At 69.4% G+C, this 21,794-nt stretch carries 19 protein-coding genes; 8 read left to right on the forward strand and 11 right to left on the reverse strand.

The window, feature by feature from the left end:
• Nucleotides 1-230 precede the first annotated feature (230 nt).
• The gene (locus Q664_RS21450) at nt 231-4,631 is read left to right on the forward strand and encodes a trifunctional serine/threonine-protein kinase/ATP-binding protein/sensor histidine kinase (RefSeq protein WP_052518463.1); all 4,401 of its coding nucleotides are present in this window, start codon (nt 231-233) and stop codon (nt 4,629-4,631) included.
• 40 nt (nt 4,632-4,671) lie between these two features.
• Here the strand turns inward: Q664_RS21450 and Q664_RS21455 are convergent, their stop codons facing one another.
• The 5 genes from Q664_RS21455 to Q664_RS21475 form a co-directional block, all read right to left on the reverse strand.
• Nucleotides 4,672-5,319, reverse strand: a complete 648-nt coding sequence (locus Q664_RS21455; protein ID WP_152622252.1) for a hypothetical protein — start codon at nt 5,317-5,319, stop codon at nt 4,672-4,674.
• A 67-nt stretch (nt 5,320-5,386) separates the two neighbouring features.
• On the reverse strand, nt 5,387-6,913 hold the full coding sequence (locus Q664_RS21460; RefSeq protein ID WP_235216804.1) for a right-handed parallel beta-helix repeat-containing protein: 1,527 nt from the start codon (nt 6,911-6,913) through the stop codon (nt 5,387-5,389).
• 52 nt (nt 6,914-6,965) lie between these two features.
• Nucleotides 6,966-8,039, reverse strand: coding sequence for a TPM domain-containing protein (locus Q664_RS21465; RefSeq protein ID WP_043398626.1), 1,074 nt, complete (start codon nt 8,037-8,039; stop codon nt 6,966-6,968).
• Entirely contained in the window at nt 8,033-8,662 is a 630-nt protein-coding gene (locus Q664_RS57890) for a LemA family protein (protein WP_043398629.1), read from the reverse strand. Before Q664_RS57890 ends, Q664_RS21465 begins: the two co-directional genes overlap by 7 nt.
• Nucleotides 8,659-9,096: a TPM domain-containing protein gene (locus tag Q664_RS21475; protein ID WP_043398632.1), complete on the reverse strand. Its 438-nt coding sequence runs from the start codon at nt 9,094-9,096 to the stop codon at nt 8,659-8,661. Before Q664_RS21475 ends, Q664_RS57890 begins: the two co-directional genes overlap by 4 nt.
• A 111-nt stretch (nt 9,097-9,207) precedes the next feature.
• Here Q664_RS21475 and Q664_RS21480 point away from each other — a divergent pair, with 111 nt between their 5' ends.
• A complete protein-coding gene (locus Q664_RS21480; RefSeq protein WP_043398635.1) occupies nt 9,208-10,572 on the forward strand; it encodes a TAXI family TRAP transporter solute-binding subunit in 1,365 nt (454 codons plus the stop codon).
• Nucleotides 10,569-11,291, forward strand: a complete 723-nt coding sequence (locus Q664_RS21485; RefSeq protein WP_043398638.1) for a lysophospholipid acyltransferase family protein — start codon at nt 10,569-10,571, stop codon at nt 11,289-11,291. The genes Q664_RS21480 and Q664_RS21485 overlap by 4 nt, the downstream gene beginning before the upstream one ends.
• A gap of 9 nt (nt 11,292-11,300) precedes the next feature.
• Here Q664_RS21485 and Q664_RS21490 read toward each other — a convergent pair whose 3' ends face one another.
• The 3 genes from Q664_RS21490 to Q664_RS52430 all read right to left on the reverse strand — a co-directional run bounded on the left by Q664_RS21490 (nt 11,301) and on the right by Q664_RS52430 (nt 14,488).
• Nucleotides 11,301-12,425, reverse strand: a complete 1,125-nt coding sequence (locus Q664_RS21490; protein WP_043398641.1) for an NHL repeat-containing protein — start codon at nt 12,423-12,425, stop codon at nt 11,301-11,303.
• Between the two features lie 39 nt (nt 12,426-12,464).
• Nucleotides 12,465-13,574 carry a bifunctional UDP-sugar hydrolase/5'-nucleotidase gene (locus Q664_RS21495; RefSeq protein WP_326938722.1) on the reverse strand — a complete coding sequence of 370 codons (1,110 nt, stop codon included), beginning with the start codon at nt 13,572-13,574 and terminating at the stop codon, nt 12,465-12,467.
• A gap of 83 nt (nt 13,575-13,657) precedes the next feature.
• Entirely contained in the window at nt 13,658-14,488 is an 831-nt protein-coding gene (locus tag Q664_RS52430) for an SH3 domain-containing protein (RefSeq protein ID WP_052518464.1), read from the reverse strand.
• 242 nt (nt 14,489-14,730) lie between these two features.
• On the opposite strand from Q664_RS52430, the gene Q664_RS62690 reads away from it, so the two are divergent.
• From Q664_RS62690 to Q664_RS21520, 5 genes are all read left to right on the forward strand, one after another.
• Nucleotides 14,731-15,279, forward strand: coding sequence for a DUF808 family protein (locus tag Q664_RS62690; RefSeq protein WP_326938723.1), 549 nt, complete (start codon nt 14,731-14,733; stop codon nt 15,277-15,279).
• The gene (locus tag Q664_RS62695) at nt 15,168-15,686 is read left to right on the forward strand and encodes a DUF808 family protein (protein WP_326938724.1); all 519 of its coding nucleotides are present in this window, start codon (nt 15,168-15,170) and stop codon (nt 15,684-15,686) included. Before Q664_RS62690 ends, Q664_RS62695 begins: the two co-directional genes overlap by 112 nt.
• A gap of 113 nt (nt 15,687-15,799) precedes the next feature.
• Nucleotides 15,800-16,042 (forward strand): hypothetical protein, encoded by a 243-nt coding sequence (locus Q664_RS21510; protein WP_043398644.1) that lies wholly within the window; start codon nt 15,800-15,802, stop codon nt 16,040-16,042.
• Nucleotides 16,039-17,424 (forward strand): class I SAM-dependent methyltransferase, encoded by a 1,386-nt coding sequence (locus Q664_RS62220; RefSeq protein WP_052518465.1) that lies wholly within the window; start codon nt 16,039-16,041, stop codon nt 17,422-17,424. The genes Q664_RS21510 and Q664_RS62220 overlap by 4 nt, the downstream gene beginning before the upstream one ends.
• A gap of 10 nt (nt 17,425-17,434) precedes the next feature.
• Nucleotides 17,435-19,336: a sulfatase gene (locus Q664_RS21520; RefSeq protein ID WP_043398647.1), complete on the forward strand. Its 1,902-nt coding sequence runs from the start codon at nt 17,435-17,437 to the stop codon at nt 19,334-19,336.
• A 71-nt stretch (nt 19,337-19,407) separates the two neighbouring features.
• On the opposite strand, the gene Q664_RS21525 is transcribed toward Q664_RS21520, so the two are convergent.
• The 3 genes from Q664_RS21525 to Q664_RS52435 are packed head-to-tail and all read right to left on the reverse strand — an operon-like array spanning nt 19,408 to nt 21,540.
• Nucleotides 19,408-20,652 (reverse strand): cytochrome P450, encoded by a 1,245-nt coding sequence (locus Q664_RS21525; protein WP_043398650.1) that lies wholly within the window; start codon nt 20,650-20,652, stop codon nt 19,408-19,410.
• 43 nt (nt 20,653-20,695) lie between these two features.
• Nucleotides 20,696-20,890 carry a ferredoxin gene (locus Q664_RS21530; protein ID WP_043398653.1) on the reverse strand — a complete coding sequence of 65 codons (195 nt, stop codon included), beginning with the start codon at nt 20,888-20,890 and terminating at the stop codon, nt 20,696-20,698.
• A 56-nt stretch (nt 20,891-20,946) separates the two neighbouring features.
• A complete protein-coding gene (locus Q664_RS52435; RefSeq protein ID WP_160174468.1) occupies nt 20,947-21,540 on the reverse strand; it encodes a TetR/AcrR family transcriptional regulator in 594 nt (197 codons plus the stop codon).
• Nucleotides 21,541-21,794: the final 254 nt, after the last annotated feature.

The raw sequence follows: 21,794 nt of genomic DNA on the forward strand, positions 1-21,794 counted from the left end.
ACAGTCCGCCACATTTCCAAGACACGCGTACGCGCCATGTAGGTCTCGGCACCCAAAGCACACAGCGGACCTGGACAACCCGCAACCGCAGCGCAATGTGGATTGCAAACTATCTTTCACTTCCAAGGAATCCCCGGCTTCACCCGGAGTGGGTGGCGGAGGCGGCCCTTCCGGGTGCGCGAGCGTGGGAAGTGGCATGCTCTCTTCCGAGTTCCACCGGCCCATCACCTATGGACACCCTCGACCGCTTCCAGTTGCCCCAGCGCCTCTACGGACGCGACACGCACGTCGCCACGTTGCTGCGGAGCTTCGAGCGGGTCATCCAGGAAGGCCAGTCGGAGCTCATCCTGGTCCGCGGCTACTCCGGAATCGGCAAGTCGTCGGTGGTGCACACGCTGAGGGAGCCGGTGGTGCGGCGGCAGGGGTTCTTCCTGAGCGGGAAGTCCGAGCAGTTCCAGGGGGACATTCCCTACGCCACCCTGTCACAGGCCCTGGGCGGCCTGACGCAACAGCTCCTGGAGGGCCCGGAGGAGCAGCTCGCCCGGTGGAGGGAGCGGCTGCGCGAGGCGTGGGGCGAGCAGGGCCAGGTCCTCGTGGACGTGGTGCCCCAACTGGAGCGCGTGGTGGGCCGGCAGCCAGCGGTTCCGGAGCTGCCTCCGGGAGACGCGCTGTATCGCTTCCAGCGGCTGTTCCAGAAGTTCCTCGGCGTGTTCGCCACCCCCGAGCACCCGCTCGTCGTGTTCCTGGATGATCTGCAGTGGGCGGATCTGGCGAGCCTCCGGCTCCTCCAGCACCTGCTCACCCACCCGGAGACGCCGCCGCTGCTGCTGATTGGCGCCTATCGCGACAACGAGGTGGGTCCCTCCCATGCGCTGTCGCTGAGGCTGACGGAGCTGCGCACCGCGCAGGTGCGGATGACGGACCTCCGGCTCGAGCCGCTGAGCCCCGAGCACATCCAGCAGTTCGTCGCGGACGCCCTGCCGGGAGCGGGCGAGGGCATGGTGGGGCCGCTGTCGGCCCTGGCCCACGAGAAGACGGGCGGCAATCCCTTCTTCCTCACCCAGTTCATGTTGACGTTGCACCGGGACGGCCTGCTGACCCGGACGGCCGAGGGCGGGTGGCGGTGGGATGCCGCGGGTGTCCGGGCACAGGACTACTCCGACAACGTCGCCGACTTCATGGTGAGCCGGCTGCGCCAGTTGCCCGTCCGGACCCAGCACCTGCTGCAACTGGCCGCGTGCGTGGGCAACATCTTCCCGCGCCAGTTGCTGCTCATCCTCTCCGGCGCGGAGCCGGGAGAGGTGGAATCCGGCCTCGAGGAGGCGATCCGCGAGGGCATGCTGGTGCGCGGCGGCCCGGAGCAGTGCCGCTTCCTCCACGATCGCATCCAGCAGGCGGCCTATGACCTCATCCCCGAGCCGGAGCGCAAGGCCGTCCACCTGCGCATCGGCCGCCTGCTGCTGGCGAGCCTGCCGCCGGAGGAGCTCCGCGAGCAGCTCTTCGATGTGGTGGGACAGCTCGACGCGGGAGTGGAGCTGATCACCGACGCGGGCGAGCGCCACCGGGTCGCCCGGCTGAACGCCGAGGCGGGCAGGAAGGCCCGGGCCTCGATCGCGTTCCGCTCGGCCGCGGACTTCTTCGCGCTGGCCTTCACGCTCATTCCGGGTGACCCCTGGGAGACGGACCCGGAGCTGGCGTTCAGGCTCCAGCTGGACCGGGCCCACAGTGAGTTCATGAGCGGCAACGCCGCCGGGGCGCGCCGGCTGGTGGAGTCGCTCCGTCCCCGGGCCCTGAGCCGCGTGGACCTGGCGGCGGTCTATCGCCTGGACAGCGAGCTGCTCCTCGCCGCCAATGAAATCCAGGGCGCCAGGAGCTGTCTGCTGGAGGCCCTGGACCGGCTCGGCATGCCCCTGCCTCCCCACCCCTCCCGGAGAGAGGTGGCGATCGCCAACGACGAGGTGTGGGCCCTGCTGGGTGAGCGCTCCATCGAGGAGCTCCTCGAGCTGCCCCTCATGACCGACCCGGGCATGAGGGCGGTGATGGACGTGCTCGCCGCGCTGTTCACCCCGGCCATCTTCACGGACGAGAACCTGCTCATCCTCCACCTGTGCCGGATGGTCTCCCTGAGCCTCCTGTACGGAAATACCGAGGCCTCCGTCCACGGGTACGGCTGGTACGGGCTGACACAGGGGGCCGCCTTCAAGCGGTACCGGGAAGGCCATGCCTTCGGCGTACTCGCGAGCGAGCTGGTGGAGCGCCACGGTTTCTCCGCCGCGCGGGGGCGGGCGCTGTACGCCCTGGAGCTGAACAGCTATTGGGTGCGCCCCCTCTCCTACTCGCTGGAGGTCGTCCGCGACGCCTTCCACCAGGCGCTGCAGGGCGGGGACTTCCAGATCGCCTGCTACTGCAGCAACCACATCGTCACGGACCGCCTCCTCCTGGGACACCCGCTGGAGGACGTGTACCAGGAGAGCCTCACGCGGCTCGACTTCGCGCGCCAGTCCGGCTTCCAGGCCGTGCAGGACGTCCTCGTCCACTCCCAGCGCTATGTGCAGCAGCTGCGTGGGCTGTCGCGCTCGTTCGACACGATGAGTGGTGACGGCTTCGACGAGGACGCCTTCGAGGCCGGCCTCACCGTGCACCACATGAGCACCATGCGGTGCTGGTACTGGATCCTCAAGATGCAGTCGCGCTTCATGTGCGGCGCCTACGCGCAGGCGCTGGAGGCGGGGGACCAGGCCGCGGAGCTGACCTGGGCCTCGCTCGGCCACATCCAGCTCTTGAACTTCCACCTCTACCGGGCGCTGGCGCTGGCGGCCTGCTACCCGGCGGCGGCGCCCCAGGAGCAACGGCAGTACCTGGACACCATGTGGCAGCACCAGCAGCAACTGGCGGAGTGGGCGGGCCTGTGTCCCGACACCTTCCGCGCCGCCGAGCGGATGGTGTCCGCGGAGCTCTCCCGCCTCACCGGCGGCATGGAAGAAGCGCTCCGGGCCTACGAGGAGGCCATCCACTCCGCGCGCGCGCACGGCTTCATCCAGAGCGTCGGCCTCGCCAACGAGCTGGCGGCGAGGTTCTGGCGCGAGCGCCGGGTCCCCACCCTCGCGGACACCTATGCCCGGCACGCGCGCGAGGCCTATTTGAAGTGGGGGGCGCTGGGGAAGGTCCGGCACCTGGAGGCGCTGTGGCCCCAGTTGGTTCCCCTCACGGCCCTCCATTCGCCCCACGCCGAGGTGGAGGCGGCCCAGAAGCTCGATGTGCTCGCCGTGGGGAGGGCCCAACGGGCCATCTCCGGAGAGCTGGACCTCGAGCGGCTGGCGACGACACTGGTGCGCGTGGCCGCCGAGCACGCGGGGGCCTCCCAGGGCGCCCTGCTCCTCGCCCACGAGGGCGGTCTCTCGATCGCGGCGCTCCTGGAGACCCGGGAGGAGGATCTGCCCGGGAGTTTGATCTCCTACGTCGAGCGGACCCGGGAGCACGTGCTCATCGCGGACACCGCGCTGCCCCACCCCTTCTCATCCGAGACGTCCTTCGAGGGGAGCCCGCTCCGCTCGGTGCTCTGCCTGCCCCTGGTGCACCAGGAGGAGCTCCAGGGCGTGCTGTACCTGGGGAACACCCTCTCCGCACATACCTTCACCCCGGCACGCCTGTCGCTGCTCGGACAGCTGGCCGCGCAAGCCGCGATCTCGATCGAGAACGCGCGGCGGCACGCCGTGCTCCAACGCGCCGTGGCCTCCCTGCGCGGTGCCCACGAAGCGCTCGCGCAACGCATGGAGGAGCAGGCGTGGGAGCTCGAGCAGGCCCAGGCCCGGCTGGGGGACGTGGCTCGCGAGACGGGCTCGTCCGAGGTGGCCGCCAACGTGCTGCACAACATGGGCAACGTCCTCACCAGCGCCGTCCTCAACGCCCAGATCCTCCGCGACAAGGTGGAGAACTCGCGCATGGTCCGGCTCAAGCAGCTCACGAGCCTGCTCGAGCAACATCAGGGAGACCTCGCGGACTTCCTGACGAAGGATCCCCGGGGCCCCCAGTGGATGACCTACCTCTCCGGCCTGGCCGATGAGCTGCTGCGTGAGCACACGTCCCTGAAGGAGAGCGCGGGGAAGCTGAGGGAGCACATCGAGCACATGCGCGCCATCATCCAGGTGCAGCAGGCCTATGCCCGGAGCTCGCTCCTGCCCGAGGAGTGCGACCTGTCGCAACTGGTCGAGGATGCACTGAGCATCCAACTGCCGGCGCTCCAGCGCAATGGCATCACCGTCACCCGGGAGCTTCGCGCGCAGCCCAAGGCGCGGCTGGACAAGCACCGGGTGTTGCAGATCCTCATCAACCTGCTCACCAATGCCCGCAACGCCATGAGTGCGTTGCCCGTGACCCAACGGCAGCTGCGGGTGCGGCTCGATGCGGAGGGAAGCACGGCGCGCATCCAGGTGGTGGACAGCGGGAAGGGAATCGCTCCGGAGCACCGCGAGCGGTTGTTCTCGCAAGGCTTCACCACCCGCGAGGAGGGACAGGGCCTGGGGCTCTACTCGAGCAGCCTGGCGGCGAAGTCCCTGGGCGGCCGGCTCACCCTGGACAGCGAGGGGCCCGGCAAGGGCGCCACGGCCACGCTGGAGCTTCCGCTCGCGTAGCCGGGCCATCCCCACGGGAGATGCTCCCCGCCGGCCCCACTCAGTAGGTGACGATGCTGGGAGCCAGCGACCACTGGCCGAAGAAGCCAGAGTAGGTGGCGGTGAAGTTGTTTCCCGTCACGATCGGGTACGGCCAGGCAGTGGTCGCCGGATCCTCGGTGAGCGAATTCCCACCGAAGGAGCCAGTCACCTGGAGGTCGCCGGTGGTGAGGAGGGAGAGCCCACTCAAGGAGGTGCCGGCCGGCATCCCGGCCCCACCATTCGTCGGCACGTGATTCGACATCAGACCCACCACCTTCAGGGAGACCAACGAGCTCGGGTTCAGACTGTGGACGCGGATGCGGGTCCAGGGACCGAAAGCCCGGATGTACTCTCCGAAGGAGTAGCCGGCCACGAGCCCATCGGCACTGACGGCGATCGCGATGTCCGGCAGGAGCTTCGAGGTCGCCAACTCGACGGTCGCGGGCGTCAGCCCGCAGGTGGCGGGCGAGACCACCGCGCTCTGGACGGAGATCTTGTAGAGCGGCCGGTAGTAGTACGGCCACTCCGGATCGGCCACCTCCACGACCTTGATCGCGAAATCACAACCGTAGAAGGAGGCATGCTGCTCACTGACGGGCGTCTGCGCATGAGCCGATGAACCGAGCAACGCGACAATCCCAACGGCAATCGTTCCAAACCAACGCATGAGTACGGCCTCCACTGGGGAAGGGGGCTCGGACTCTATGTGCCTGGAAGAGCGGAACGCACGGACTTCACTCCAGTACGGAGGAACCCGTATCCACCCCAAGTACTTGTCTCCACACCTCGAGCTTCTCAGGGGAAGTGAGGGTGAGTTGCTCACCCGGGAAGTTCGCGCCATCGCCCTTCAGGACGCCACCGCTGGCGTACTGGTTTTCCCTCATCAACAGCCCCGGGCGATAACCGGCGGCACCTAGGCGAAGCAGCAACGATTGCGAGCCTCCTCGGAGGACATTGTTCCTGACCTCGAGCCCCGTGACGCTCCGGCCATCCGCCGCCAGCATCAGCCCGTAGCTGGCCGTGGTCTCGACGGTGTTGCCCACCACCCGCATGTTCCTCGCGCCCTCGATGCGGATGCCCTGCCCGTTTCCCGCGGGGATGTTGCGGATGTCCTGGAAGAGGTTGCCCTCCACCACGATGTTCTCGGGAGGCGTGCCGCCATCGAGGACGGAAACACCGCGCCCGGCGCGAGAGATGGAATTGCCCTGGATGAGGATGTCCCGGGCGCCGACGTGGATGACCACGGCCTCTCCGGCCGATGAGCCCGCCTGACGGATGGCCGTGTTGGGGAAGCCGGAAATGACATTGTCCCGCACGGTGACGCGCAGGCACTGCTTGATGTCCACCCCGTTCTCGCCCTCGTCGTGCAGTGTGTTGCCCTCGATGAGCACGCCGTCCGCGGGACCAGAACCCGGCTGACATTGAATGGAGTCGCCCGAGTTGTGATGGATGTCATTGTCCCGGACGACGATGTTCCGCGCCGGGCCCACCACCGCCACGCCATGGGAGTCGTCTCCCGGCTTGATGAAGTGGTGGATGTGATTGTTCCGCACCGTGATGTCCCGCGCACCCTCCACGCAGACACCCGCGCCCGAGGTGCCACCCTTCAGCTCGCTGCCCGAGAGGATGGACTGGCTCGCGGTAGCATCGAAGAGCACGGCGAACATGCCCGCTCCCCCGACATCGATGAGCAGGTTCTCCAGGTTCCACCGCCCCTGCACGCGGAGGACCGCGCCGCGCACCCTGTCCTTCGGCACGAGGGTGGGCCTCGGCGAGCCCTCTCCACGCAGGGTGATGGGGGCAACGTCCGAGCCACGCGACTCGAGGACGAGCTCCTCCGGATAGACCCCCGGAAGCACCCGGATGACCTCCCCCGGCTTCGCGAGCGCCGCCGCCCGGCCGATGGTCCGCAGGGGGGCCTCGAGCGTGCCCGCCCCACCGTCCGAGCCCTTCGTGCTCACGTACCAGCTCCGGCCCGAAGGCACCGGCGGTGGCGGCACGGGCGAGGGCTCCGTCGGCGAGGGCTCCGATGGCTCGGGCCGGGGCTCCTCCGGAGCGGGCAGTACCACGTGGGGCGACTGCGCATCCTCGGGACTGTCGTGTGCCGGAACCCCCGGCTCGCAGGCGAGCAGGAGCAGACAGGTGAACACTCCACACGCGCCCTTGAAGCGACCCTCGCCACCCGCGCCTCGCGTCACCCTGGACCCCCGCTCGCCAGCCCCCATCGAAGCGCCGAAGGTCTTCACGAGGGCCGCCGGCATCAAGGGGACGGACCTGGGGAAAGGTGCGCACCTGCCCCACGGGGTGGGGTTGCTACCAGGAGGAACTGGCCCCACCCCCGCCGGAACCGCCCCCTCCCCCACCCCAGGAACCGCCCGAGCTGGAGCCACCCGAAGACGAGGAGCTGAACGTGGAGCCCGAGTCGCTGAGGAAGAAGAACAAGAGCTCCAGCAGCACCCGGAAGACGGGCGGATAGGTGCCGATCACCAGCACGACGGCGAGGAGGGAAAAGGTCTTCCCGGACTCGAGGATCATGCTCAGCACGTTCATGCCGTGGTGGTCCGCGAGCGCCACCAGGCTGCCCACCACGGCGCTCAGCCCCAGAACGAAGGCAATCCGGAAGGAGAAGTGCTGCGCCGCGAGGGTGACCACCAGGAACATCACGGCGAAGGTGGCCCAGGCCAGCAGGAAGTGGAACGTGGGGATCCAGATCGAGTGCACCATCAGGCCCGTGAGGGCCATGGGCACGAGGACGAGCCCTCCGATGCTGCCGGCCAGCCGCGAGGTGCCAAGCCGCTCGCGCCAGACGCTCAGGCAGCAGCCGAGCAGCACGCCCGCGAGGATTCCCATCCCGATCAGCGCCAGCATGATGTTGTTCACTCGCGCGGCGCTCACCGGAGCGAAGCCGGAGAACTCCGGCACGTCCTGGACATCCGGCAGGCGATTGCGCACGCCCTGGATGACGCTCAGCAGGGCCCCACGGTAGTCATGCTCGCGCAGCAGCGGACCTTGCGCGTCGAGAAGGCTCCTCACCGCGTCGTCCGGCAGGTACTCCTCCAGCCCATAGCCCACATCCAGGCGCACGCGCCGGTCATCCACCGCGAGCACGAAGAGGAGCCCATTGTCCAGGCCGGCGGTGCCTCCCTTCCACGCCTCGAAGACCCGCGTCGCGTAGTCCTCGATGGGCTCGCCCCCGGTGGAGTCCACGAGGAGCATCGCCATCTGCACGCCCGTCTCGTTGCGCAAGCGCACCAGCGCGCTGGCCACCTCTTCATTGTCCGAGGACGACAGCAGCCCGCTCTGATCCACCACGGGCTCGTTGATGACCGGTGTGCTCCCCAGCAGGAGCGCCGGCAACAGCAGCACCAGGGCCGAGGCCTTCACCACGAGGTCACCTCGGAAGACAGGGGCACGGAGGAAGGCAGCCCCGAGAGGCGCACCACCCAGGAGCGTGGGAAGGAGGACGCGGAGGCGTTGTACTCGGTGGCCACGAGGTCGTAGCGCCGCTGCTCCACGCTCACCCGGTTCTCCGCGCCGGAAATCTGGGCGTCCCGCTCCGGGCCGGGAGTGGCGGTGGCATAGCGCGCCTGCTCCCGTGCCCGCCGCTCCACCACGTTGCGCACCTGCGCGCGCTGGCGCGTCACCTCCTGCAGCGTCGAGTTGAGGCCATTGCGCACGACGAGGCCACTCATCCCGAGCACCACCGCCACGCCAGCGGCGACCCACGCCCCCTTGCGCAAACGCTCGCGCCGGGCCCGCCGCGCCCGCTCCGCCTCGAGCTTCGCTTGCTCCTGCTCCCGGCGGCGCTGCTCCAGCACCGCCATCGCCTGATCGATGTACTCGGCGGGGATGTCCAGCTCCTGCCCGATGCGCTTGACGTCCTCGGTGGTGAGCGTCTCCGGCGCCGCGTCCTTCTGCATCAGCCGGGTGGCGGTGTGGATGAGGTCGTCCACGTCATCGACGGCGACCTGCTGCCCCTGGGGGGAACGGTTCCGCGTCACGTCACTCATGCCTGGCTCACCACGTCCGGAAGTTCGTTGCCCCGGGTGTCCTCACCGGGAACGGCGGTGCGAAGCAGTCCGCCAATGCGCTCGATGGCCGTTTCCAACCCCGCCACGGGAGCCCCCTCGCGGAAGCCCTGGGCGAGCCCGTCCACCACCTCCTGCCAGAAGCCCGGCTGGGCCGCGCCGTGGACGCCCTGGCCCGCGTAGACGGCGGTCTTGCGGTCGGCCACCGCGACGTAGAGGAGCACCCCCGTGTCCGCGGCCGTGCGGCGCATCCCGAGCTCCTCGAAGACCTGGGCGGCCCGGGCCAGCGGCTCCCCTCCGCGACAGCTGCGCTCGAGGCGGACGACCACCTCGCCCCGGTGCCCCTCTTCCGCCTGGCGGATGGCCGCCACCAGGCGCGCCTCCTCCGCCTTGCTCAGCTTCCATCTCGGACGCATCCACGACCAATCCATGGCGGGGAGGATATGCCATCCGACCGAGCGGCGGAACGAGCTCCCCCGCCAGCCCAGCGGACATTCTCCACGCGGCGTCTATACTGCGCGCCCATCATGAAGAAGGACACGCTCAAGGAGCAGCTCCAGCGCACGACGCGCCGCGACCTGTGGCTCACGGTCGCGCCCGCTGCTCTCCTCATCGGCATCGCGTTCGCCGTCACGTTCTACTTCGTCAAGCCCGCGCCGCCCATGAAGCTCGTGCTCGCCACGCCCCAGGACGAGGGCGGCTTCCGCTACTTCGCGAAGAAGTACCAGGAGAGCCTCGCCCGGCACGGCGTCAAGGTGGAGATCCAGCAGACGAAGGGCTCCCTCAGCAGCGTGGAGCTCCTCTCCGAGGACACGGAACAGGCCGACGTCGCCTTCGTGCAGAGCGGCACGGCCGGCGGCGAGAAGGCGGCGCACATCGTCTCGCTCGGCAGCCTCTCGTATGTGCCCCTCTGGGTCTTCTACCGGGGCGAGCCCATCGACGACGTGCGCGGGCTGACGGGCAGGCGCATCGCCATCGGGGGCGCCGAGAGCGGAACGCACGCGCTCGCCCGTACGCTGCTGTCGGTCAGCGGCGTGGACAAGGCCCCGACGGAGCTCCTGCCGCTGGAGCGCGACGCGGCCATCGAGCAGCTCAAGAAGGGCCAGCTCGACGCGGTGTTCCTCGTCTCGCCCGCGGAGGCGCCCGCCATCCAGAAGCTCGCCGCGGAACCCGGGGTGCGGCTCCTCAGCTTCACTCGCGGTGAGGCCTACGTCCGCCGCTACCCCTACCTGTCGAGGCTCGTGCTGCCCCGGGGGGTGTTCAACCTCGCCGCGGACATCCCCGCTCACGACGTGGTGCTGCTCGCGCCCACCGCGAACCTCGTCGCGAAGGACTCGCTGCACCCCGCGCTCGCCTACCTGCTCATGCGCACCGCGAGTGAGATCCACGGCAGCGCCGGGCTGCTGGACCGCTCTGGCGAGTTTCCCGCGCCGCTCGAGACCGGCTTCCCGCTCAGCAGCGAGGCCCGCCGTTACTACGACGCCGGCATCCCGCTGCTGCAGCGCTACCTCCCCTTCTGGGCCGCGAACCTGGTGGACCGGCTCTGGGTGATGCTGGTGCCCATCATCGCCGTGGTGGTGCCGCTCGGACGGGCCGTGCCGGCGCTGTACCTGTGGCGGGTGCGCTCGCGCATCTTCCGCTGGTATGCCCGCCTGAAGGAGATCGAGCTCCAGTTGGAGGAGAACCCCGGGCGCGAGATGCTCGAGGACATGATGAAGCGGCTCGAGGAGGCCGAGCGCGCGGTGAACCGGATCCCCGTGCCGCTGGCCTACGCGGAGAACCTCTACTTCTTCCGTGAGCACATCGACGTGGTCCGCCGGCGGCTCACCCGGCGGCTCTCCGGCGCACCCGATAGCCGGGAGCTCGTCGTGACACAGGTGACCGCCTCATGAAGTACGTCGTGACGGCCTGGTTCTGGCTGCTCTTCCTCACCACCGCCCCGGTGCTCTTCGTGCTCGGGCTGGTGTTGTTCCTCGTCGCGTACCCGGTGGATCCGGACCGGCGGTGGCTGCACGCGCTGGTGTGCCGCTGGTGTCACGTGCTGTGGCTGCACGCGTCCCCGGGGTGGCGCACGCGGGTGGAGGGACGGGAGCTGCTGCCCTCCGGGGCCTGCGTGCTGGTGGCCAACCACCAGTCCGCCGCGGACATCCTGGCCGCCATGGGCCTGTTCCACCCCTACAAGTTCGTGGCCAAGGCGTCCCTGTTCCCCATCCCCATCGTGGGGTGGATGATGAGCCTGCTGGGCTACGTGCCCGTGAAGCGCGGCAGCACCAACTCCATGGGCAGGATGCTCGATCAATGCCGGTACTGGCTGCGCCGGGGCATGCCGGTGCTCATCTTCCCCGAGGGCACCTACTCGCAAGAGGGACTGCTGCGCTTCAAGCGGGGGGCCTTCCAGCTCGCGCTGGAGGAGCACGTGCCCGTGGTGCCGGTGGTCATCGAGGGCACCACCCAGCTCCTCGAGGGGGATGGCATCTGGATGAGCCCGCGCGCCTCCATGCGCGTGCGCGTGCTGCCACCGCTGTCCCCCGAGTCGTTCGCTCCGGACGCGGTGACGCTCGCCGAGCAGGTACGGGCGCTGTACGTGGACACGCTGGCCGCCACGGGCTGAGGCGGCCAACTACCGGCAGTCCGCGCGCCGCAGCGAGACACCGGCCTCGGTGCGGTACTGGTAGACGACGCCTCCCTCGTCCAGGACGGTGAAGTCCCGGAAGGTCTCCTCGGGCATGGTGTTGAGCGGCAGGTCCGCCTGGCCCAGCACCTTCCCGTCGAGTGGATCCAGACAGAAGAGCCGCACTCCAGGCTCGGAAGCGGGGCTCGCCTTGCCCGTGGGCAGCTCACCCGCCACTCCCAGGTAGATGACACCCGAGCGGTCCGAGTCGAGCAGCGTGATGAACATCAGCGGGAACTGCACCCGGTACTCGCGGGTGTAGCGCTGCTGGTTCGTCTGGCGATCGACGGCGTTGACCAGCAGGCGCCCGCTCGGCCTGTCGATGATGGCGGCGAGGATGTACGAGCGGCCATCCCGGGTGGGGCGGCCCGGAATCTCCGGGCGCGTGGTGTCGGCCGTGCCCGAGAGATCGCCAATGCGCACCAGCGCGCCGTGCTCGCGCTCCACGTACACCGAGTCCCCATCCACGAAGGTGCCGGTGATGCCACCCGTCTCGGGGATGCCCTGGCCTTGCAGCGGCAATTCTCCACGGAGCGTGCCCGTCTCGGGGTCGATGATGGCCACGGACTTGTCCCTCAGCCGATCCATCACCAGCATCGTGCCGTCCCTGGCCACGGTAACGTCCTGGGGCGTCTGCTGGGTGATGGGCGTGGTCCCGAGCACCTTGCCGTCCTGGCCGATGCGCACGAGCCGGCCATTGAGCTGATCCAACACCACGACGTCCCCGAGCGGCGTCACCGCCAGCGACATGGGCGCCTCGGGGTTGGCTTCCTGGGGACGGTCGCGCCCGAGCTGCGAGGGACCACTGCCCCAGCCCAGCTCGGCGATCACTCCCGGGGCCTTGTTGGAAGGCTCCGAAGGAGATGCACCCTCCCCCGCCTGGCCCTGACTGGCGCCAGAAGGAGGCCGGGGAGCGGTGCCACCCTGGGCCGACGCCGGGGCCGCCGGCTCTCGAGTGGACGAGGCGGAGCCCGGGCCATCCTCCTTGCCCGAACGAGCCATCACGAGCGCGATGCCGAGCGCGAGCACCGTGAGTCCCACGAAGATGATGACACCGCGCTTACGCGACTCCATGACCTCTTCCTTTTCAGCTTCAGCTTCGACGAACACGACTCAATGCGACGGGGAACCCCGCGGCACGAGCCGCTCCACCCGCGCCTTCAGCTCCGGATCATCCGGCACGTCCGGCCCGAGCTGGATGAACGAGAGCAACTGGGTACGGCCCTCCGTGACCGGGCGCTCCCGGGCCTGCTCCTCCAGGCGTTGCCGCCGGGACAGGAAACCGGCCAGTGTCTCCTCGAGCGGCTTCCGGGCCGCCTCGTCCTTCGCCGCGGCCAGCCGCTCGCGAGCCCGCTGGATGTTCTCGTCCAGGAGCTTCAGCCCCTCCCGGGCCCTCGCCACCTCGGCGAGATCGACGAACGGCCCCGTCCCCGCGACGGTGAGCTCCAGACGGCCCAGTTGCCTGCCGCGCTCGCCCGAGGGCACCAGGGTGGCGTGACCCAGGCGCTGCGCCGTCCCCGGTAGACGGCCCTCGTTTGACTGCACGACGAAGTCCACCGCCTCCCCCACCTCCCGCGCGAGCGCCTGGGCGGACTCCAGGGGCAGCGCGGCCAGCACCACCACCACGTCCACCCGCTCCTTCTCGCGCAGCCGGCGGGCCTCGGCGAGGGCCACGGGCCCGGGAGGCCGGCCCGTCACGCCTGGCCGCACCTCGCCCTCGGGCGAGAGCCCCACCACACCGAACGCCAGCGGGCCCACCTTCACCACCGTGGAGGCCGTGAAGAGCGGCTTGCCCTTCGTGTCCACGAGGTTGGCCGACAGCACCTTCATCTTCGACTTCCGGGTGGCCTGCTTCAGGAAGTCCGTGCCGAGCACCAGGTCCCGCGCCCCCACGGCCATGGCCGAGGTGCCCAACGCCTCCATCTGCTCGAGCAACAACTCCGCGCGCTCGCGTGCGCCTGGCTCCCCCTCCGGCTCGGGCGTCTTGAAGAGCGCATTGCCCGCGTCCAGCACCAGCACCGGCTCGCCCTTCGCGCGCTCGCGGGAGAGGACCGTCTTGCGCCGGGCCAGCCCTCCCGCCGGGAGCTGCCCGCAGCCGCAGTGGGAAATCTCTCCCCGGTTGTCTCCGGTGAACAGGAGCACCGCCTTCCCGGGCGCGGCTCCCGCCACCAGGGGACTCAGCAGCAACACCAGCAGGGCGAGCAGGCCCGGTCGAACGCGCATCACATCCTCGGAAGACAGCCACTCCCCAACGAACGGCGGCCGGGCCACACGCACCCGGCCGCCCCCTCCCCACGGCGGAGGGACTAGAAGTGACGGATGGCGTGGTACGTGGTGGTGGCGGTGCGGAGGTTGTACACGCAACCGGCCGCGCAGCCCTTGCACTCGTAGGCCCACATGCTGCCCCACCCATCACCCGACTCGTAGAGGAAGATGTGGCCGGCGCCGTTCTGGTTGTAGACGAGCGCGTCGGCCTTCAGCAGGGCGTCCCGGGAGATGGTCGTCCACTGGCTGGTGTCGGAGTTGAAGCTGACGGTGCTGTAGGGGTGCGAGTCGACGGCCGTGTTGGTGTTGGTGCTGGGCACCACCCACACCTTGGCGAGGAAGCCGGAGCAGTCCGCGCCGTACGAGCCGCTGTGCGTGCAGCTCGGGCAGTTCCCCGAGCACGAGCCCACGGCGGAGCCCGGGTTCCAGGCGCCGTGGCCCCACCAGTACGAGAAGCCCATTCCACTCTTCGCCTTGGCGATGGCGGTGTCACGCGTCGAGGTGGAGGTGGTCACCAGGTTGAGGTAGCTGCCCGAGGCCCAGCCCGTCACGCCGCTGTAGGTGACCTTGTACCAACCGCTGGTGGGGCAACCTCCGCCCGCCTCCTTGGCGATGGCACCACTCGGCATCGTCAGGAGGATGCCGTAGGACGTCCCGACCCCGCTGCGCAGGTTCAGGTTCGCGGTCGTCTGGAGGCTGGAGCCCGCGGTGACGCACGAGGTGATCGCGTTCTCGCTGCTGCCCACGCTCTCGTCCACGCCCGTCAGCTCGACGCTCTCCACGGACGACTGGCCGCCGCCGCAGCCCGCCGCCACCACTGCCAGGACCGCCAACCACTTCAAGGAATGACCGCTCATGCTCCGGGTGCTCATACGACCCTCCATGGGGGGGGGAACTGCGGGGAAGGCAGGCGCGTCCCACGACCCTTCACTCCACTGGCATGGCGGGACGCCTTGAAAAACCAGGAAGCACATGATTGCAGGAAATGTGGGAGCCGCACAACCCGCGAAGGCGCTCTTCACCCGCGCGCCCGCGCCCCGGAGGGGCTTGCGTTCTCCCCACACACAGCCCTCGTTCTTCTCTATGTTGCCGCCCCTCAACAAGGAGCCTTCTCTTGGCCGGATCCAGCCTTCTCGCACTGCTCGACGACATCGCCACCATCCTCGACGACGTGTCGGTGATGACCAAGGTGGCCGCGAAGAAGACCGCTGGCGTGCTGGGCGATGACCTGGCGCTCAACGCCGAGCAGGTCGCGGGAGTCAACGCCGACCGCGAGCTGCCCGTGGTGTGGGCGGTGGCCAAGGGTTCGCTCGTGAACAAGGCCATTCTGGTGCCCTCAGCGCTGCTCATCAGCGCGTTCATCCCCTGGGCGGTGACGCCGCTGCTGATGCTGGGCGGCCTGTACCTCTGTTACGAGGGCGTCGAGAAGCTGGCGCACAAGTTCCTGCACAGCGAGGCCGAGGACGAGGCCCACCACGCCGAGCTCACCCAGGCCCTGGTAGACCCGAGGTCGATCTGGTGGCGATCGAGAAGGAGAAGATCAAGGGCGCGGTGCGCACCGACTTCATCCTCTCGGCGGAGATCATCGTCATCTCGCTGGGTGTCATGGCCTCCGCGCCCTTCAAGACGCAGGTGCTGGCGCTGGTGGGCGTGGCCCTCCTGATGACGGTGGGCGTGTACGGACTGGTGGCGGGCATCGTCAAGCTCGACGACGCGGGGCTCTTCCTCAGCCGGAGGACCGGCTTCCAGCGCACCCTGGGCGTGGGCCTCCTGAAGGGAGCGCCGTACCTCATGAAGGGCCTGTCGATCGCCGGCACCGTGGCCATGTTCCTGGTCGGCGGCGGCATCATCTCGCACGGCATCTCCACGCTGCACCACGGCATCGAGGGCCTGGCCCATCACGCGGGCGAGGTGTCCATCATCGGCGGTCTGCTCGGCGGGCTCACGACGTCGTTGGCCAACGCCCTGGTGGGCCTCGTGGCCGGTGCGGTGGCGCTCCTCCTGGTGCTCGGGGTGCAGCGCGTGATGAAGCGGGGCGACAAGACCGGGGCTCCGAAGGCGCACGGCTGAGGCGCCCGCCTGCCCGCCCATGAGGCTGGCCAGCGTGGGCTGGCCGGCCGCCCGGACGGGCCGGAGCGTTTCGTGGAGCGATGAGGCCGCGCGACTTGCTAGGCTCGCGCGCGATGAGACTCCTGGCCCCCCTGCTCCTCGTCTCCCTGCTGCTGTCGTTGGATGCCCATGCCTACGTGGACCCGGGCACCGGCAGCGTGCTGCTGCAAATCCTGCTCGGTGGCTTCGCGGGCCTGGCGCTCTTCGGCAAGCTCTTCTGGCGCCGCGTCACCGAGCTGTTCGGCCGCAAGCCCCTGCCCCCTCCGGCCGCCGCCCCGGCTCCCTCCGACTCGCGTGACGTGAAGAGCGACCGGTGATCGCCTACGAACCCGGCTCCTTCAAGGACCCCTCCGGCCGCGTCTTCTATCTGCGCGATGAGGTGTACCGCACGCTGACCCCCGAGGCGGGCGAGGCGCTGGGCCGCGCGTGGGAGAGCGGCCTGATGCCGGAGCTCACGCGGGCCGGGTTGGTGCTCGAAACCGAGCGGGTGCGCGCCACGGAGTTGGACGTGCCCGGACTGGAGGGCTCGGCCTGGTTGCTGCGCCAGCCGCGCGTGCCCGTGGTCAGCTACGCGTACGAGTGGAGCTTCGAGATGCTCCGCGACGCCGCCCTGGTGACGCTGGAGATACTCGAGCGCTGCCTGGCCGCGGGCTTCCTGCTCAAGGACGCCAATTCCTTCAACCTGCTGTTCCTGGGCGGCAAGCCGCGCCTGGTGGACGTGCCCTCCATCGAGCCGTACCAGGAGGGCATGCTGTGGGCGGGCTACGGCCAGTTCTGCCGCAGCTTCCTCTTCCCGCTGCTGCTCGGGGCGCACCTGGGCCTGGAGTTCCAGCCGCTGCTGCGTGGCACCATGGGAGAGCTGCCGGTGAAGGAGGTGGCCCGGCTCTTCCGGCTGCGCGACTGGTTCAAGCCAGGCGTGCTGCGCGACGTGGTGCTGCAAGCGCGCCTGGAGCGGGACTTCGCCCGCCGGCAGGAGACGCTGGCCGGCTCGGTGAGCACCTACCGGCTGCCCAAGGAGCTGCTGGTGGCCAACGTGCGCCGGCTGCGGCGCATCATCGAGCGCCTGCGCACACCCACCACGCCCTCGGAGTGGTCCGGCTACACCGCGTTCCACAACTACACGGACGAGGACCAGCGGCAGAAACGCGTCTTCGTGGAGCGGGCGCTGGAGGAGGCGAAGCCCGCGCGTGTGCTCGACCTGGGGTGCAACACCGGGCAGTACACGGAGCTGGCGAGGGCCCGGGGCGCGCAGGTGGTGGCGGTGGACGTGGACGCGCAGGCCATCGACCTGCTCTACCGTGGCCTGCCGGCCGGAGCGTCCGTGTGGCCGCTGGTGGCCAACCTGGCCAACCCCACGCCGGCCATGGGCTGGGCGCTGAAGGAGCGCCGCTCGCTGCTGGAGCGCCTCGGCTCGGACTTCGTGCTGGCGCTGGCGCTGGTGCACCACCTGCGGATCACCGCGGGCGTGCCGCTGGAGCAGGTGGTGGAGCAGCTCTTCGCCCTGGCGCCCGAGGGCGTGGTGGAGTGGGTGGACAAGCAGGACTCGATGGTGCGGCGGATGCTGAGCCTGAGGCCGGACGTGTACCCCGACTACACCTGGGAGAACTTCCGGGCGCTGCTGGAGCGCCACGGCACGTTGGTGGCCGTCCAGGAGACGCACGAGGGCCGCCGCCGGCTGTGCCACGTGCGCCGCCGCTGAGAGGTGGATCGTGGCGGGTGAGCGGGTGGACGTCGTGCGCGGTGGAGCCGTCGCGGTGTGGCAGGCCGTCTGGGCCTGCTACGCGTTCGTGCTGCTGGAGTGGCTCTTCCTCGTCACCCAGCAGGGCTTCATGGTGTCGTTCCCGCGCACGGTGTGGGCCAGCACCCTGGCGTGCCTCCCGCTGGTGCTGCTCCTCCCGTCGCTCGCCGCGCTCCCGCCGCTGCTCGGAGCCGAAGCACTGCTCGCGCGCCTCCCCGAGGGCTCCAGGGTACGAGCACTGCCCGTCGCCTCCGCCGTCCCGGCGCTGGTGCTGACGGGCCTGTCCTTCCTGCTCATCGACAACTTCACCTACACCCTCTTCGGCTTCGGGGTGGTGACGGTCTCGAAGTCCCTGCTGTTCCTGTATGTGCCGCTGCTGCTCGTGCTCTTCGGCACGCTGGTGCGGAAGCTTGCCCGTGCACGTCGGGAAGTGCTGGCCACGGGCGGGTGGCGCTGGCGGCTCGCGGTGGCGGGAGGACTCGTCACCCTCTCGCTCGGGGTGCTGGCCCTCCGGCTCGCCGGGGGGAGCGAAGCACCAGAGCAGGAGGCGCCCCTGGCCTCGGCCACGGCCCGGCGGCCCAACGTGCTCTTCATCGCCTCGGACGGGCTGGAGGCGAAGCGGCTGTCCGCCTACGGCTACGAGCGCCCGAACACGCCCTTCCTGGCACGCTTCAAGGAGCGCACCCTCTTCTTCGAGAACGCCTTCTCCAACGCGGGGCGCACCACGGGCTCGCTCACCTCGATGCTCACCTCGCGCCTGCCCACGAGCACCCGGGTCATCTTCCCGCCGCACATCCTCTCCGGCGAGGCGGCGTTCCTGCACCTGCCGGGGCTGCTGCGGCGCGCCGGCTACGAGACGCACCAGTTCACCGTCCGCTACTACGCGGACGGGGCCGACCTGAACCTGCAAGGAGGCTTCGAGCGGGCCAGCGGGCGGGAGTTGTCCACGGACGTGCCCTCGGGGCCCTGGCGGAACCTCATGGAGGAGCGCTACGTGGCCGAGCGCATGGCCGAACGTCTCTCCGAGCGCGTGCTGTATGTGCTCGGGCTCCGGCCGATGGTGAACTACTTCAAGCTCGTGCAGCTGCCCACGCGCATCTACGGCTGGGACACGGACGAGGATCGCATCAAGGGGGCCCTCGCCGTGGCCGAGCGGGCCCAGCGGCCCTTCTTCACACACATCCACCTGATGGGGACGCACTGCTGCGCCTACAGGAAGAGTCCCGAGCCGGTCTTCGCGCGCACCCCCGCGGCCACGCCCGAGGAGCAGCGGGAGAACATGCTGGACGACGCCATCCTCGACGCGGACCGCCTCATCGAGCGCCTCCTCACCGGGCTCGAGGAGCGCGGGCTGTTGGAGAACACGCTGGTGGTCATCAGCTCCGATCACAACCAGGGGTGGATGACGCTCGACCGGGTGCCGCTGATGATCCACTTCCCCGGCGGGCAACGGCACGGAGTGGTGAAGGAGAACGCCCAACTGCTCGACGTGGCACCCACGGTGCTCGAGGCCGTGGGACTGTCCGTCCCGGGCTGGATGGAGGGCCGCTCCCTGCTCTCCGCGCCGCGTGGCCTCACCGAGCCCATTCTCAGCACGGGGGAAGTCGACTCGATGCGCACCGACGCGAACTGGGAGCGCATCTCGCGCCTGAGGGATCCGGGGCCGCCGCTCTACGGCTTGAGCACCGTCTCCGCGGTGGTGTGCGACCAGTGGTGGACGCTCCAGCTCAAGACGGGGGAGCTCCAGAAGGGCAAGGTGTCCGGGCACACGGCGCCGTGCGCGGAGGCGTCACTTCCCGCGGACCCGGACATCCGCCGGACCATCCTCACGCACCTGCGGGAGCGCGGCTTCGAGCTCGCGCTCCCGCCGTAGCGCATCAGGCGCCGAACCACCCCTTCTGGCGCGCCTCCTCCCCCCCACGCCAGCCCGGAAGCTGCCTCGGGTTACTGCTGGTTCAGCTGGACCTCGAGCGTCTCCATCTTGCGGATGACCGGGTGGGGCCCGAACGAGGGCTCCTTCGCCAGCCGCAGGGCCGGGAAGCGCTTGATGAACGTCTCCACGACGAGCTGCACCTCGAGCCGCGCCAGGCTCGCGCCCAGGCAGAAGTGCATGCCGTGGCCGAAGGCGATGCTCGCGTTGGTGTTGCGGCGCACGTCGAAGGCATCCGCGTTCGGGAACACGCTCTCGTCACGCAGGGCGCTGTTGAGCATGACCAGGACCATCTGGCCCTTCTTGATCGTCACGCCGCCCATCTCCACGTCCTCGAGCGCGTAGCGGGCGATGCCCATCTTCCCGAAGTTGTCGAAGCGCAACACCTCCTCGACGACGCCCTTGAGCAGCTCGGGCTGGGCCTGCACCTGCGCGAGCAGCTCGGGCCGCTTGAGCACGTTGTAGACCGTGAAGCCGATGAGGTGGATCGTGGTCTCGAAGCCTCCCACGATGAGCGCCGACACCAGCGACAACAGCTCCGCGGTGCTGAGCCGGTCTCCCTGCTCCTCCGTCTGGATGAGCGTGGTGAGGATGTCGTCGGGCAGCGGGTTGCGGCGCCGATCCTCGATCGTCTCGCGCACCAGGGCGATTCCCTCCTGGACGTCGGTGCGCATCACGGCCACCTCCTCCGGGCGGAGCAGTCCGGGCAGGAAGCTCTTGACCGCCGCCTCCGTGAAGCGCTGGAAGAGCGTCTCGCGCCCCTTGGGGATCTTCAGCATGGAGCCGATGACCCGGGGCGGAATGCGATCCGCGATGTCCGAGACCACGTTGATGGTGTCCCGGCCCGCCAGGTCATTCAGGATGTCATCGATGATGACCTGCAGCTCCGGCTTCAGCCGCTCGATGGCGCGCGGGGTGAGCGCCGGGCTGACGAGCTTGCGCACCCGGGCGTGATCCGACCCCGACAGCGCGAAGAGCCCCGCCTTGTTGAGCTCCACCAGCTCGGGGATCATCGCCGCGGACCCCAACACCGAGGCGTACTCCCACTCGGCCCGGTTGGGCGAGAAGCGCCTGGCGTCCTTGAGCACGGCGGCGGCGTCCTCATACCGGGTGAGCAGCCAGCCCCGGCCTTCCGGCCAGTAGTACAAGGGCGCCTTGGTGCGCAGCGCCTCGAGCGCGGGATAGGGATCGAGGACGTAGCCGGGAGCATCCGGCGAGAAGGACACGGTGGGGGGATGGGAAGGCGTCTGAAGCGACATGGGTCATCTCCTTCGGGGGGAAACAACGAACACGGGTGGGAACTCAGTCTTCCGAGAGCGACAGCGCCTGCTTCGGACATCCGAGGATGGCCTTGTCCACCTTGGCGCGCAGCTCGGGAGGAACCGTCTCGGTGAGGACGTGCAGCTGATCCTTGTCATCGAGGTGGAAGGACTCGGGCGCCGCGCGCACGCAGACGCCGTTGGCCTCGCAGCGATCCCAATCGACCACGATCTTCATGTGCATCTCCTTGAGGTGGGACTTCGAGGTGGGACTTCGAAACGCCAGGGACGGCGTCATGCCTTGAGCAGCCGGAGCACCAGCTCGATGGGCGGCCGCGCCGTGCCGGGATGCACGGTCTGGTTGATGGCGAGCCCCTGCGTCACGGCCATCCACGCACGCGCGAGCTCCCCGGGTGGGCCCGGGGCGGCGGCCCCCGTGCGCTGCGCCTCCTCGATGAGCGAGGACAGGGGCTCGTGCACGTGCCGCTCCAGCCGCTCCAGCGCCTCGCGCACCGGCTGGGGCGCGTCCCCTCCCATGGAGGCATGCACGATGATCCGCAGGTGCTCGGAGGCCTCCACCGAGCTCTCCCCCATGATGGAACACACGTACACGAGCCGCTCCCACTCGGAGATGGGCATGGCCCGGGCCCGGGCGATCAGCGCCTCCCAGCCGTGGATGGACTCCTCGATGACGGCGACGAAGAGCGCTTCCTTGGTGGGGAAGTAGTGGTGCACCAACCCATGGCTGATGCCCGCGGCGGACGCGATGTCGGAGATCTTCGCCGCCACGAACCCCTTGCGCGCGAACACCCGCCGGGCCGCACCCAGCACATCCCTCCGCCGCTCTTCCCGAAGCTGCTCCACCCGCGACGCCGCACGAGGACTCATGGTCATCCCCACACTTGATTGACTGGTGGGTCAATCAACCACTGGCCCCAGCTCTAGCAAATCCGGAAAAAGGACACAACCCGGGAATGGCGCAGGACTCGAGCACCAGGGGTGGGAGCGCGCGGAAACGCAGGTGTGCTCGGGCAGCATCGCGATGCCGAGTCCCGCCGACGCCGCCTCACGCAACGCGCCGAAGGCCTCCAGATTGGCCGAGACGAGCACCGGGCGCCGCCGGGGTCTGGGCCCTTCTTTTC

The organism is Archangium violaceum Cb vi76 (assembly GCF_000733295.1).
Taxonomy (GTDB): Bacteria; Myxococcota; Myxococcia; order Myxococcales; family Myxococcaceae; genus Archangium; species Archangium violaceum.

Excerpts from the sequence above, each read along its gene's own strand:
- Q664_RS21450 (WP_052518463.1), top strand. The coding sequence starts at position 231 with ATGGACACCCTCGACCGCTTCCAGTTGCCCCAGCGCCTCTACGGACGC.
- Q664_RS21455 (WP_152622252.1), bottom strand. The coding sequence starts at position 5,319 with ATGCGTTGGTTTGGAACGATTGCCGTTGGGATTGTCGCGTTGCTCGGT.
- Q664_RS21460 (WP_235216804.1), bottom strand. The coding sequence starts at position 6,913 with ATGCCGGCGGCCCTCGTGAAGACCTTCGGCGCTTCGATGGGGGCTGGC.
- Q664_RS57890 (WP_043398629.1), bottom strand. The coding sequence starts at position 8,662 with ATGAGTGACGTGACGCGGAACCGTTCCCCCCAGGGGCAGCAGGTCGCC.
- Q664_RS21475 (WP_043398632.1), bottom strand. The coding sequence starts at position 9,096 with ATGCGTCCGAGATGGAAGCTGAGCAAGGCGGAGGAGGCGCGCCTGGTG.
- Q664_RS21480 (WP_043398635.1), top strand. The coding sequence starts at position 9,208 with ATGAAGAAGGACACGCTCAAGGAGCAGCTCCAGCGCACGACGCGCCGC.
- Q664_RS21485 (WP_043398638.1), top strand. The coding sequence starts at position 10,569 with ATGAAGTACGTCGTGACGGCCTGGTTCTGGCTGCTCTTCCTCACCACC.
- Q664_RS21490 (WP_043398641.1), bottom strand. The coding sequence starts at position 12,425 with ATGGAGTCGCGTAAGCGCGGTGTCATCATCTTCGTGGGACTCACGGTG.
- Q664_RS21495 (WP_326938722.1), bottom strand. The coding sequence starts at position 13,574 with ATGCGCGTTCGACCGGGCCTGCTCGCCCTGCTGGTGTTGCTGCTGAGT.
- Q664_RS52430 (WP_052518464.1), bottom strand. The coding sequence starts at position 14,488 with ATGAGCACCCGGAGCATGAGCGGTCATTCCTTGAAGTGGTTGGCGGTC.
- Q664_RS21510 (WP_043398644.1), top strand. The coding sequence starts at position 15,800 with ATGAGACTCCTGGCCCCCCTGCTCCTCGTCTCCCTGCTGCTGTCGTTG.
- Q664_RS21525 (WP_043398650.1), bottom strand. The coding sequence starts at position 20,652 with ATGTCGCTTCAGACGCCTTCCCATCCCCCCACCGTGTCCTTCTCGCCG.
- Q664_RS21530 (WP_043398653.1), bottom strand. The coding sequence starts at position 20,890 with ATGAAGATCGTGGTCGATTGGGATCGCTGCGAGGCCAACGGCGTCTGC.
- Q664_RS52435 (WP_160174468.1), bottom strand. The coding sequence starts at position 21,540 with ATGAGTCCTCGTGCGGCGTCGCGGGTGGAGCAGCTTCGGGAAGAGCGG.